The following is a 13,055-nucleotide window of genomic DNA, read 5'->3' on the forward strand; positions in this document are numbered from 1 at the left end:
AGATCGTCCACGGTGAACCCTCTATGCTTTTGCGACAGTTGTCACATTTTTATAACGGGAGAACAACAGATGAATTCATGTGTCGTGGCGAGAGAGGCCGTGGCGCCTGCCAGACCCGCCTGGCGGGCCGTCTATTCACTGGGGCTGGGCGTGTTTGGGTTGATAACGGCTGAGTTCCTGCCAGCCAGTTTGCTGACGCCGATGGCCGCGAGCCTGGGCGTCAGCGAGGGCATGGCCGGGCAGGCCGTCACCGCCACCGCGCTGGTGGCGCTGGTCACCGGGCTTCTGATTACGCCGGCGACCAAAAGTATCGACCGTCGCTGGGTACTGATGTTTTTCTCCGTGCTGCAAATCATCTCCAGCCTGCTGGTGGCCTTTGCGCCTACGCTGCACGTCCTGCTGATGGGGCGCCTGCTGTTAGGGGTCGCCATCGGTGGCTTCTGGGCGATGTCGACGGCCACCACGATGCGCCTGGTTCCGACGGATAAAGTGCCGAAGGCGCTGGCGGTGATCTTCTCCAGCGTGTCGATTGCCACCGTGGTTGCTGCCCCGCTGGGGAGCTATCTGGGTAGCCTGATCGGCTGGCGCAACGTCTTTGTGCTCTGCATACTGCCGAGCGTACTGGCGTTGCTGTGGCAGATCTGGGTGCTGCCGTCCATGAAGCCCGAGAGCAGCGGTAGCCTCAGCACGCTGTTCCGCGTGCTGCGGCGACCGGGCATGATCGGCGGCATGCTGGCCACTATTCTGATCTTCAGCGGCCATTTCGCCTTCTTTACCTACCTGCGCCCGTTCCTGGAAACGGTGGGGCAGGCGAACGTTGAGACCATTTCACTGATCCTGCTGGGCTTTGGGCTGGCGAACTTTGCCGGTACTTCCGTTGCCGGACATCTGCTGGCACGTAATCTGCGCCTGACGCTGGCGCTGGTGCCGTTCGCCATGGGCATACTGGCGCTGACGATGGTGGCGTTTGGCCATCTGGCAATGCTGGACGGTTTCCTGGTGGCGCTGTGGGGCTTTGCGTTTGGTCTGGTTCCGGTGGGCTGGTCAACCTGGCTTGCCACCACCGTTCCGGATGAAGCCGAAAGTGCAGGGGGGCTGCTGGTGGCCTCAATCCAGCTGGCGATAAGCGCCGGTGCGGCCGGGGGCGGGGCGGTATTTGACCTTAACGGTGCCAGCGGCGTATTCGCCGGAAGCGGGTTCCTGCTGGTGACGGCGATGGTGATTGTGTTGATGGGCGTGAAAGTGAAAGCGGAATGATTTTTTGCCGGGTGAGCGTTCGCGCCACCCGGCTCCAGGCTTACAGCCCTTTCTTATCCATGAGCACCGCCAGATCCACCAGGCGGTTAGAGAAGCCCCACTCGTTGTCATACCACGCCAGGATCTTCACCATGTTCCCGCCAATTACCAGCGTGGAAAGCCCGTCGATAATGGAGGAGCGCGGGTCGCCCTGGTAGTCGCTGGAGACCAGCGGTTCATCGCTATAGCCCAGGATCCCTTTCAAAGGCCCGCTGGCGGCCGCGTTGCGGAACGCCTCATTCACCTCTTCGGCGGTTACGCTACGGCTGAGCGTTACCGTTAAATCCACAATCGACACCACCGGCACCGGCACGCGCAGGGAGTACCCGGTCAGCTTGCCGTCCAGGGAGGGGATCACTTTGCCCAGCGCTTTCGCCGCGCCGCTGGAGTAAGGCACAATCGACAGCGCCGCCGCGCGCGCGCCGCGCAGATCTTTTTCCGGCTGGTCGTGCAGCGCCTGGCTGTTGGTGTAGGCGTGCGTCGTGTTCATCAGACCATGCTCGATCCCGAACTGCTGATGCAGCACCTGAGCCGCCGGCGCCAGACCGTTAGTGGTACAGCTCCCGTTACTGACGACCACGTGCTGAGCCGGGTCGTAGCGATCGTGGTTCACTCCCATCACAACCGTCAGATCGTCATTTTTGCCGGGCGCGGAGATGATGACGCGCTTTGCGCCACCCTGCGTGACGTGCACCGCCGCTTTTTCCCGATCGGTAAAGAAGCCGGTGGCCTCAATTACCACGTCAACACCAACATCGCGCCACGGAATATTTGCCGGGTCGCGTTCGCTAAACACCACAATCCGCTGACCGTCCACCTGCAGCGCGCCGTCAGCAGCTTCAACGGGCGTGGGCAGTTTGCCCAGAAGGGAATCATGTTTCAGCAGGTGGGCGAGGGTTTTGCTGTCCGTCAGATCGTTAATGGCCACAATCTGAAGATCCGGGTTACCCAGCGCCGCGCGCAGGAAATTACGTCCGATACGGCCGAAACCGTTAATACCGACCTTAACCATGGTGCACTCCTTATCTCTGTTGTCTGGAGTCACTGTAGGCGCGGGGCCGGTTGGCGTAAACGACAAAAAAGGATCAGATTACGCCATCTTGCGGCAGTGGAATCGCTGGCGGTACTCGCCCGGCGTGAGGTGGAGCTGTTTCTCAAACACGCGGCGCAGGTTAATGCTGGTGCCAAACCCGCTTTGCTCGGCAACCCGCTCAAGGGGATCATGGGTCTGCTCAAGCAGCTGTCGGGCGGCGGCCAGGCGCGCTTCCATCACGTAACGGGCAGGCGAGACGCCCGCGTCGCGGGTAAAAACCCGGGTGAAATTGCGCGGGCTCATCGCCACCTTTTCGGCCAAATTTTCCACGCACAGGTCGGCGGTGAGGTTCTGCAGGATCCAGGTTTGCAGTTCGCTGATAGGCCCCGATGCGCCAGGCTGCTGCAGGCTATAGCGGCTGAACTGCAGCTGTCCGCCGGGGCGACGCAGATACATCACCATATCCTGCGCCACGTCGCGGGCGAGGGTAAATCCGTAGTCGTCTTCCACCAGCGCCAGGGTTAGATCGAACCCGGAACTCACGCCGCCGGAGGTCCAGATGGGGCCATCCTGAATATACAGCGGGCCGCCTTCGACGTGGATAGCCGGGTACTGGGCTTGCATCGTCTCCAGCAGCCGCCAGTGGGTGGTTGCGCGGCGGCCGTCCAGCAAGCCGGTCTGGGCAAGCAGCATCGCGCCCCCGCAAATGGAGGCGACCCGCCGGGCGTGCGGGGCAGCGAGGTGCAGCCAGTCCACCACCGCCGTGCTCTCCTGCTCGTTGATCCCGCGTCCGGTGATGATAATGGTGTCCAGCGGTTCGCGCGGATCCAGCTCCGGCAGGCGATAGTCCGCCAGCAGGTTCAGGCCAGACTGGCCGTGGATCACCTGGTGGGGCTGCGTGGTGGCAATAATGATACGGTAGCGGGGCTGGGCAAGCCCTTCCGGATGCAGCCGGTTGGCCTGCATCAGAATGTCGGCGATACCGGCGGCTTCAAACAGCATGCCGCCGTCGGGAACGATAATCAGGATCTTCTTCATGTCCTGAAAAGTACCTTTAATACAGAATAAGTCAAGAGTGCCCACACTTCACGTTTCTGGCAAAGCAAAGCGATTTAAGTTGTTTGTGATTTCAGGCGTAATCCCCGATCGTCAGGGCTCTGTCTCTGGCGAAACGGCGTCTTAAGGAATGGGTAAACGAAGCTCCCTCTATTTACATCCGCAACAACGCAATCAAATTCACCGCCTCGCGTCGGGTTTCTTTTGGCGAAGCGAACTGCCCACCTGGCTGTTAATGTTCACGATTTATGCGGGCTGGTTTGCCACGCTGGCGTTCTGGCAAACGCTCGGCCTGCTTCCCGCCACGCTGCTGCTTATCTGGTTTACCGCCTGGTACATGTCCCTGCAGCACGAGCTGATCCACGGGCATCCCACCCGTTTTGCCTGGCTTAACCAGCTGTTCGGCACGCTCCCGCTGGCGGTCTGGTATCCGTATGGCCTGTACCGGGATTCCCATCTGGCCCATCACCGTCACGATAGCCTGACCTTTCCGGCGGATGACCCAGAGTCGTATTATTTTACCGAGGCGAGCTGGGCGCGCTTTTCCCCGTGGCAGAAGCGCGCGATCCGGGCCCGGAATACTTTCGTCGGGCGGCTGGTGCTGGCACCGCTGCTGGATATCCTTCAGGCGCTGGGCGGCGCCGTGGCGGCGTTTCGTGATTTTCACCTGCGGGCGATGGCGATGTGGCTGGTTCACGCTCTGCTGCTGGCGGCACTTTTCGCGTGGATGGTGCATCACGGCTTTTCACCCGTCTGGTTTGTGCTGACGGTGAGCTATCCGGCGCTGGCGCTGACCAAGGTCCGCTCGTTCTACGAACATCGGGCGGCGGACGATCCGCTCGCGCGCTCGGTCATTAACGAGGCCGGGCTAGTCTGGCGGGTGCTGTTTTTGAATCTCAACTACCATTCTATTCACCACGATTTACCGGGCGTTCCCTGGTACGGGTTGCCGACGATCTACCGGCAAAACCGGGAGGCGTACCGGCAGCGTAACCACGGCTTTGTGGTCCGGGGCTACGGTGAATGGCTACGCCAGTTCTGGACCCGGCCAGTGGAGGTCACCGTCCATCCCGGAAAACAACAGGAGGAGAGGTATGAGTAACCTGCTGGCGTTTCCCATGTACGCCGTGGATCGCGGCGATACCCGCGCGCTCTGGCTGGCGGTGCAGCATCTGCTGGCCGCGCGTGGCGTGCCCGTCGGTGGTGCTCCCGGCTGGCCGGAGTCTGACCTGCTGGCCCACTGGCAGCAGCCTGAGCTTATCCTCAGCCAGACATGCGGCTACCCGCTGGTGACGCAGCTCCCGGAGGTACAGGTGGTGGGCTGTTTTCACTACACCGCCGCGGGCTGCGAAGGGAGCCTGTACCGCAGTTTTCTGGTAGCGCGCGAGGAGGAAAGGCATCTCACGCTGGCGGATTTCCGCGGACGTCGGGCGGTTTGTAATTCGGAAGACTCGCAGTCCGGCTATAACGCGCTGCGAAAAAAGGTGGCTCCCCTGATTGTTGACGGACCATTTTTTTCACAAACGTCCTTCAGCGGCAGCCACCGTCAGTCGCTGATTGACGTGCAGCGCGGGAAGAGCGATATCGCCGCCATCGACTGCGTGACCTGGGCGCTGCTGGAGCGTCATGAGCCGGAACGGCTTGCGGGGCTGGCGGCGTTCGATCGAACGCCGCTGACGCCAGGGCTGCCATTAATCACGTCGCGACGCACGTCCCCCGAAACGCTCAGCGCCATTCGCGATGCGCTGCGCGAGCTGGTGAGTGCGCCGGAATACCGGGAGGTCTGCGCCGCGGTGCTGATCGGCGGTTTCAGCGTGGTGACGCGGCAGGCCTACGCCTCCTTGCCCGCGTGATAAATCGCCTGCGCGTCGGTAAAGCAGCGCAGCGCCAGCGAAGAGACGGGTTTCTGCCTGCGCATAATCAGGCCGATGGGAGCCTCAATGTTCGCGTCGGCGATGGGGACAATCCTGAAAGTGCTGTTCAGGGCTTCCAGCCCGTTATTCAGCGGCATCACCGCGCAGCATACACCGCTCTGAACCGCCTGAATGATCTGGAACGTGGAGTCGCTCTCAAAAACGGCCGTCGGTTCGATGCCAGCAGCTTTAAAGCTGGCCTCCATATGTGCCCGGTAGTGCATCCCTTTGGTCAGGAACCCCAGCGGAAAATCTGTCAGGTCGTGCCAGGTCAGCGTCTCCGGGGTAAGCTGGAAATGACGGGTGTCGTGGAGCAGCCCCATCTTCGTTTTAGGAAGCTGAATAATGTCAAACAGGCTGGTGTCGATGCTGTTCAGGTAGCAAATCCCCAGCTCAAGCTGATTGCGGCTGACGCCGTCGGCAATCTGCGCCGAAGACATAGAATAGAGGCTGTAGGTCAGCTCCGGGTACTTTTGCGTAAGCAGGCGGATAAAGATCATCGGATCCACGCTCGCCAGCGGCACCATCCCCAGACGTAATTCTCCCACCACCTGGCCTTTACACAGCGCGGCTTCCGCCTGCAATCCGTCGTGTGCGGCAAGAAGAGCGCGCGCCCATGCGAGGATGCGCTCTCCCTCCGGGGTAAACCCTTCAAAGCGCTGCCCGCGCACGATCAGCACCAGCCCCAGCTCCTCTTCCAGGCTGCGGATGCGCATGGAGAGGGTCGGCTGGGTGATGTTGCACCGCAATGCCGCTTTACCAAAGTGGCGGGTCTCGTCGAGCGCGAGTAAATATTTTAACTGTTTTATGTCCATCACTCTTCTCTGCGCGTAAAGCCTTACAGCATGCGGATCTCTTTCGAGCGCAGGGTAATGCGAACCGGAACCGATTTATACGACGGCGTACCGCTGTCCTTATCGAGATAATCGAGCGGCACCAGCACGTTGGCCTCCGGGTAATACGCGCCGACGGAGCCCGGGGCGATGTTGTACGCCACCACCGTAATATCTTCCAGCCGCTGCGCGCTGCCGGGGAGGGCGGTTTCGATATCCACGCGATCGCCGTGTTCCAGCCCTGACTGCGCCATATCTTCTTCGTTCATAAACAGCACGTCGCGGCGGCCAAATACGCCACGGTAGCGATCGTCCAGGGCGTAAATGGTGGTGTTGTACTGGTCGTGGCTGCGCAGCGTGATCAGGCGCAGCACATGCTCGCCTTCACCGCTGGCGTTTTCCTGTACGCCGTCAAATACCGAGAACATCGCTTTGCCCGTTGCGGTCGGCCAGATACGCTGTGTTGGAGGCAGCGGCATGCGGAAGCCGCCGGGAACACGGATCCGCGCATTGTAGTTCTCAAAGCCCGGAATGGTCTGCTCGATCAAATCGCGGATGCGGTCGTAATCCTCAACCAGCGTCAGCCAGTCCACGCGTGTTTCCGGCAGGGTAGCCTTTGCGAGGCCAGCGACGATGGCAGGCTCCGAACGGAGCAACGGCGAGGCGGGTTTCAGCTTGCCGGAGGAAGCATGCACCATCGACATGGAGTCTTCGACGGTGATGGACTGGCGGCCGGTGGCCTGCATATCCAGCTCCGTGCGGCCGAGGCACGGGAAAATAAAGGTCTCTTTGCCCACCAGCAGATGGGTACGGTTCAGCTTGGTCCCGACGTGCACGCTCAGATCCAGGTTACCCATCGCCGGGAAACCGTTCTCGTGGTCGGGCATCGCGACGGCAAAGTTACCGCCGAGGCAAATGAGCGCTTTTGCGCGACCGTCGATCATGGCCCGCGTCGCCTGCACCGCATCGTGTCCGTGACGGGAAGGGGGCTCAAAGCCAAACACCTCTTTCAGGCGGTTCAGGAAGGCCGGGGCAGGCTTCTCGCTAATCCCGACGGTCCGGTTCCCCTGAACGTTAGAGTGGCCGCGCAGGGGGCAGATCCCCGCGCCGGGCTTGCCGATGTTCCCGCGCAGAAGCAGCAGGTCAGCAATCAGGCGGACGTTCGCCGTGCCTTTATTGTGCTGGGTAATCCCCATTCCGTAAGTAATGATGGTGGCGTTTGATTTGGCATAGGCCTCGGCCACCTTTTTGAGCGCCGCCTGGCTGAGCCCCGACTCGCGCTCAATGTCGTCCCAGCGGGTCTGCGCGATATCGGCGGCAAAATCTTCAATACCCCGGGTGTGTTCTGCAATAAACGCGCGGTCAAGCACGTCACCGCGTTCGGCCTCCATCTCCAGAAGGTGTTTAGCTATGCCTTTCAGCGCGGCGGCATCGCCCCCGGCCTTCACCTGGAAGTAGGTTGAGGCGATGTCCGTAGAGCTATAGGTTGCCATTTCAATCACGCTTTGCGGGTCGGCAAAACGTTCGAGGGCGCGCTCGCGCAGCGGGTTGAAAACGATAATCGGCACATTGCGACGCGCCAGCTCGTGCAGGGTACCCATCATTCGCGGATGGTTGGTGCCGGGGTTGTGACCGATGGAGATTACAAGCTCAGTCTTGTCGAAATCGTCCAGCGAGACGGTGCCTTTCCCAATTCCGATGGAGCGCGGCAAGCCGACGCTGGTGGCCTCGTGACACATATTCGAGCAGTCCGGGAAATTATTGGTGCCGTACTCGCGGGCGAACAGCTGGAACAGATACGCCGCTTCGTTGGAGGCGCGCCCGGAAGTATAGAACTCGACCTGGTCCGGTTCGAGCCCGCGCAATATTTCCCCGATGCGTTGAAACGCCTCGTCCCAGTCGACGGGCCGGAAGGTATCGCTGGCCCGGTCATAGCGCAGAGGATGCGTCAGACGACCGTAACCTTCCAGCTCAAAGTCTGATTTAGCCAGTAGCGAGGAGACGCTGTTTTCCGCCAGAAAATCGAGCGTCACGCGCTTACTGGTCGCTTCCCAGGTCACCGCTTTCGCGCCGTTCTCGCAGAACTGGAATGTCGACTTGTGCTCTTTATCGGGCCACGCGCAGCCGGGGCAGTCAAAACCGTCCGGCTGGTTGGTACGCAGCAGCGTCGCGGGAGCGTCCAGGGTATCCATTTGGGTACGTACCGCAATGGCCGTCGCCTTCAACGCGCCCCAGCCGCCGGCAGGACCATCGTAGTGTCTGATACCGGGAACTGAGCGTCTTTTCGTGTTCATACTGACTCCTGACGTGTTTGGTCGCGCAACGGCTGGGTAATAAGCAAAAACAATGACTGGCGGAGATGGAAATCCACGCGGTCGAGTTACGGCTCTTGCCTGTAATTATCTTTATAACAATGAGTTAAAAATGTTGGCATGCAACTATTTAAAGAAATTATAACGAAATTTTATCATTTTAATAATAAATTGTATCTATCATCCGGTAGGCAGGATAGATAGCGTCGAGAGAGAAAGCATGTAGCGCAGGTAAAATTTCGAATGAAAGAGACGGTCGCTCAAAAATGGATGCATGGCGGCTGACAGGCGCTGTAGCAACGTTGGTATTCGAAATAGTGACGAGAAGGTTTACTCAGGCTTAATGATTAATGGAAATGTATAATCACTTACAGGGTTATTATCACAACATGAAATATAAGTTATTTTGAGTCGTGAAATTAAAGGCGCAGTCAATAAGTTAAATGGCGATGGTGTGGTCAGGTGATGCGGCAATATTAAACATACCCTGTTAGTGCAACAAATAATTCATCGTCGATATCTTCTTCTGATATCACCAAAACGACATTTCTACTAATTATGGTAGTGGCGATAATAGCGTTATTGCGTTAATGAAATCCGTTCTCTTTTGAATTTTATGCTTTAATAACAGTGTGTTATATCATTATCAGGTGTTGAAATAAGTAGATCCAGGCCATGTCGGGTTTTTTTATCAGATTAATCCTATAATGTTTTGGCTGCTTCAATTACCACCACTTACGCTGCGGTAAATATTGAATTGAAGCAAAGCTCATGTAAACTTGTTTACCGTTTGTCAAAATATGTCAGGAAGACGCTGGGCCTTATTCTGAAGGGCTCGTGCGGTAGCTATGCCTTTAAATTAGTAACGCACCGAAATTATCCTGACTATTTTAACAATAGCACCTAAGTCAAATTTCATCCCCTTATCTCCATCATCAAAATATCGCTACGGAAAAGCATATGAAAATGCGCGTACTGTTTTCACTTCTGTTTGTAATGGCGGTGGCGGGCTGTAAAGCGCCACAGAAACCGGCAATCACTGACGACACGATCGTGACCAGCCAGGTCAACGGTGTCACCCTGACCCACCGTCATGCCGTGGTGCCACCAACGGAATTCACCCAGCTCAACGAGCCTTATCGTGCCATGTACCCGGCCTCCCTGATGAGCCGTCCTGATTTTGGCGGAAAGGTTATCCGTACGCTGGAAACCGGAAAAACCTATGTAGTGCTGGGGCAGGTTGAACACTACTGGATGGCGCTCGCCGATGAGGGGAACGAGCAGCTGATTGGCTACGTCCCGATGCGTGCCGTTATCAAAGCCGACCAGTACGAAGCCACCGTCCGCAAACAGGCCATTCGTCCTAAGGTGCGTAAAAAAGCGACCTGTGTCGATGTGGATGGCAACAGCAAAGCCTGCAAAGACAGCGCTAACGGTACCTGGATCCTGAACTAAACGGCTTTCGTGGGCGTATTTTTATGAATAATAAAAAGTTTCATCGGCTGTGGTTAGTCTTTTACGCGGCGATTTTCGCCTTTGTCAGTGGTTGTACGTCGTCTTCACACAGCGACCCTTCCCGCTACAATCTGCAGTTTCAGGCTCATCCACAAATCAATGATTCTGCGCCACTTAAAGTCCGGGTGCTGTTGTTGAAATCCGATGCGGATTTCATGTCCAGCGACTTCTATTCCCTGCAGAACAACGCGTCAGCAACGCTTGGCGCGAATCTGCTGAACAGCGACGTTTTCTTCCTGATGCCGGGACAGCTGTCCAAAACCCTCAGCGGTCAGAGCGATCCTGAGGCGCGTTATATCGGCGTGATGGCGGAATATCAGAAGCTGGACGGTAAAAAATGGCGCGTTTCACTCCCGCTGCCTGTGCCAGGCGAAAATCATATCTACCAGTTCTGGAAATGGTCCGCGGATGAACTCCAGGCCAACGTTTTTCTCGACGTAAACGGCATTCGGGTCATCAGCCAGTAACGCGCTTCACAACAGGAAACACATCATCATGACCAAAGCAGAAAAGGTCGTCTGGACCGAAGGCATGTTCCTGCGTCCACACCATTTTCAGCGGACTGAAAGTTATCTGCTCAACCATGTTCGTGAGTGGGGTGCGCTGCAGCGTTCCTATCTCTGGGGCTTTCTCGACGTAGAACTGGACGAAGCGATGCTTCGCCAGGGCTGCATTGCCCTGAGCTACTGCAGCGGGTTACTGCCGGACGGCACCTTTTTCCAGGTCCGCAACGGACGCAATGGTCCCGCGCCGCTAAAAATTCCTGACAATCTCACCAACGAAAAGGTGGTGCTCGCGCTGCCGGTTCGTCGTGGCGAGCGGGAAGAGGTGATTTTCAGCGAAGAGCCCGCCTCACTGGCCCGCTTCGTCGCGTTTGAGCAGGAGGTGGAGGACGATAACGCCATGTCGGTGGGGGATGCCACCGTCCAGTTTGGCCGCCTGCGCCTGACGCTGATGCTGGAAAAAGACCTCACGGCAGAATGGACATCCATCGGCGTGGCGTTTGTGACTGAAAAACGCAACGACAACCACGTGCGGCTGGATAACAACTACATCCCGCCGATGCTGAACGCCAATAACAGCCCGCAGATCTACAGCATGATCAACGATCTGCACGGTTTGCTGGTGCAGCGCAGCCAGCAGATTGGCGGCCGCCTGCGTCAGCCTGGCCGCTTTAACACCTCTGAACTGATTGAATTTACGCTGCTTTCGCTCGTGAACCGTCATCTGGGCGAGGTTTCACATTTAAAAACGCTGCCGCTGCTGCACCCGGAAACGCTCTGGCGCAGCTGGCTGCCGTTTGCCACCGAGCTCACGACCTGGACGTCGCAGCGCACCACTGAGAGCGTGCTGCCGATCTACGATCACGACGATCTGGCGAACTGCTTCAGCAAGCTGATGCTGATGCTGCGCCAGGGGCTATCGCTGGTGATGGAAGACCACGCCATTCAGCTGCCGCTTAACGAGCGCTCGCATGGCCTGAACATCGCCACCGTTCCTGAAACCAGCATGGTGCGCGAATTTGGCTTCGTGCTGGCGGTGAAAGCCAACGTGCCGGGCGAACACCTGCAAACCCATTTCCCGGCGCAGATGAAAATTGCCCCGGTCTCGAAAATTCGCGATCTGGTTCAGCTGCAGCTGCCGGGCATTATGCTGCGCGCCATGCCGGTCGCGCCGCCGCAGATCCCGTGGCATGCCGGCTACAGCTACTTCGAGCTGGAGAAGGGCAGCGAGCTGTGGCACGAGATGGATAAGTCCGGCGCATTCGCCCTGCACCTTGCAGGGGAGTTCCCGGGGCTGGATATGGAGTTTTGGGCCATCCGTAGCCCGACAGAATAATAAAGCGAGCGCTTAATATGCAGGAACGACAGGATAGCGGCAGTGATGCCGCGTTTACCGGAGCCAGTAGCAACAATCAGCTGGTGGCGGCCGCCAATCCGCTGCTCAACGCGATTCCGCAGATCCGTCATTCGGTATCACATGACGATCAGGTGGCGTTACGCCAGCGCCTGATCGATGAGATTCGCCGTTTTGAAGTCCGCTGTCAGCAGGCGGGGCTGCCCTACGAAGTGATCGTCGGGGCGCGCTACTGCCTGTGCACGGCGCTGGACGAGGCCGCCGCGCTTACTCCCTGGGGCAGCAGCGGCGTCTGGTCCAGCAATGGCCTGCTGGTGACGTTCCATAACGAAACCTGGGGCGGGGAGAAGTTCTTCCAGCTGCTGGCGCGCCTGTCGCAGAACCCGCGCGAGCATATCCTGCTGCTGGAGATGATCAACTACTGCCTGCTGCTCGGCTTCGAGGGGCGCTATCGGGTGCTGGACAATGGCCGCACCCAGCTTGAAACCATCAAGCAGCGGCTGTGGCAAATGATCCGCGGCGTGCGCGGCAGCTATCCGCCGCCGCTTTCTCCTCATCCGGAAGATCGTCCGGTGCTGCGCAAGCTCTGGCGGCCGATGGTTCCCCTGTGGGCCTGCGTGGCGCTGGCCGGGTTTATCGCCTGCCTGTTTTACATCGTGCTTAACTGGCGCCTTGGCGACAACACCAACCCGGTGCTGGCGAAGATTTATCAGTCCCAGCTGCCGGAAACCACCATCCAGCAGCCGGCGCGTCAGCTGCCCGCGGTGCTTAACCTGCGCGGCTTCCTGAAGCCTGAAATTGAGGCGGGCCTGGTGGCGGTGAAAGACGAAGCGGATCGCAGCGTCGTGATCCTGAAGGGCGACGGGCTGTTTGCCTCCGCCTCTACCGTCGTGCGCGACCGCTATGAACCGGTCATCAACCGCATTGCGCAGGCGATGAATAACGTCAGCGGCAAAATTCTGGTGGTGGGCTACAGCGATAACGTGCCGATCCGCAGCGCGCGCTTTGCCTCTAACTACGAGCTCTCACTGGAACGCGCGCGCTCCGTACAGAAAATGCTGCAGGGAAGCCTCTCTCAGCCTGGCCGCGTGAAGGCGGAAGGGCGGGGCGAGATTAACCCGGTGGCGCCGAACACGACGCCGGAAAACCGCGCCCGTAACCGCCGTGTGGAAATTACTCTGCTGGTGTCGCCTGAAAACACCCAGGCCGAGCTGAACGGATTGCCGCAAGGAAACTAAGG

The 13,055-nt window shown here is 58.6% G+C and carries 11 protein-coding genes; 7 read left to right on the top strand and 4 right to left on the bottom strand.

From position 1 onward, the window contains the following. Window positions 1-69: 69 nt before the first annotated feature. Window positions 70-1,257, top strand: coding sequence for an MFS transporter (locus tag IM299_RS08415; protein WP_193357306.1), 1,188 nt, complete (start codon window positions 70-72; stop codon window positions 1,255-1,257). Window positions 1,258-1,297: 40 nt separating this feature from the next. Here the strand turns inward: IM299_RS08415 and gap are convergent, their stop codons facing one another. Both gap and IM299_RS08425 read right to left on the bottom strand, forming a co-directional pair. Continuing rightward, entirely contained in the window at window positions 1,298-2,308 is a 1,011-nt protein-coding gene (gene gap, locus IM299_RS08420; protein WP_193357307.1) for a type I glyceraldehyde-3-phosphate dehydrogenase, read from the bottom strand. Window positions 2,309-2,386: 78 nt separating this feature from the next. After that, entirely contained in the window at window positions 2,387-3,367 is a 981-nt protein-coding gene (locus IM299_RS08425; protein ID WP_047364876.1) for a GlxA family transcriptional regulator, read from the bottom strand. A 148-nt stretch (window positions 3,368-3,515) separates the two neighbouring features. Between IM299_RS08425 and IM299_RS08430 the strand changes: the two genes are divergently transcribed. Together IM299_RS08430 and IM299_RS08435 are read left to right on the top strand one after the other, a co-directional pair. Next, window positions 3,516-4,487 carry a fatty acid desaturase gene (locus IM299_RS08430; protein ID WP_193357308.1) on the top strand — a complete coding sequence of 324 codons (972 nt, stop codon included), beginning with the start codon at window positions 3,516-3,518 and terminating at the stop codon, window positions 4,485-4,487. Continuing rightward, window positions 4,480-5,238: a phosphate/phosphite/phosphonate ABC transporter substrate-binding protein gene (locus tag IM299_RS08435; protein ID WP_193357309.1), complete on the top strand. Its 759-nt coding sequence runs from the start codon at window positions 4,480-4,482 to the stop codon at window positions 5,236-5,238. Before IM299_RS08430 ends, IM299_RS08435 begins: the two co-directional genes overlap by 8 nt. Here the strand turns inward: IM299_RS08435 and IM299_RS08440 are convergent. Continuing rightward, window positions 5,217-6,113, bottom strand: coding sequence for a LysR family transcriptional regulator (locus tag IM299_RS08440; protein ID WP_063437361.1), 897 nt, complete (start codon window positions 6,111-6,113; stop codon window positions 5,217-5,219). The two genes, IM299_RS08435 and IM299_RS08440, sit on opposite strands and share 22 nt — an antisense overlap. A gap of 23 nt (window positions 6,114-6,136) precedes the next feature. Further along, entirely contained in the window at window positions 6,137-8,425 is a 2,289-nt protein-coding gene (locus IM299_RS08445; RefSeq protein WP_193357310.1) for an FdhF/YdeP family oxidoreductase, read from the bottom strand. Window positions 8,426-9,403: 978 nt separating this feature from the next. Between IM299_RS08445 and IM299_RS08450 the strand changes: the two genes are divergently transcribed. The 4 genes from IM299_RS08450 to IM299_RS08465 are packed head-to-tail and all read left to right on the top strand — an operon-like array spanning window position 9,404 to window position 13,053. Next, the gene (locus IM299_RS08450) at window positions 9,404-9,898 is read left to right on the top strand and encodes a hypothetical protein (RefSeq protein WP_045630807.1); all 495 of its coding nucleotides are present in this window, start codon (window positions 9,404-9,406) and stop codon (window positions 9,896-9,898) included. A gap of 23 nt (window positions 9,899-9,921) precedes the next feature. Beyond that, entirely contained in the window at window positions 9,922-10,425 is a 504-nt protein-coding gene (gene tssJ / locus IM299_RS08455) for a type VI secretion system lipoprotein TssJ (RefSeq protein ID WP_193357311.1), read from the top strand. Window positions 10,426-10,453: 28 nt separating this feature from the next. Then, window positions 10,454-11,797 (top strand): type VI secretion system baseplate subunit TssK, encoded by a 1,344-nt coding sequence (gene tssK, locus IM299_RS08460; RefSeq protein WP_193357312.1) that lies wholly within the window; start codon window positions 10,454-10,456, stop codon window positions 11,795-11,797. Window positions 11,798-11,814: 17 nt separating this feature from the next. Continuing rightward, window positions 11,815-13,053, top strand: a complete 1,239-nt coding sequence (locus tag IM299_RS08465) for a DotU family type VI secretion system protein (protein ID WP_193357313.1) — start codon at window positions 11,815-11,817, stop codon at window positions 13,051-13,053. Window positions 13,054-13,055: the final 2 nt, after the last annotated feature.

It is taken from the genome of Enterobacter cloacae complex sp. P47BA (genome assembly GCF_014930485.1).
Classification (GTDB): domain Bacteria; phylum Pseudomonadota; class Gammaproteobacteria; order Enterobacterales; family Enterobacteriaceae; genus Enterobacter; species Enterobacter bugandensis.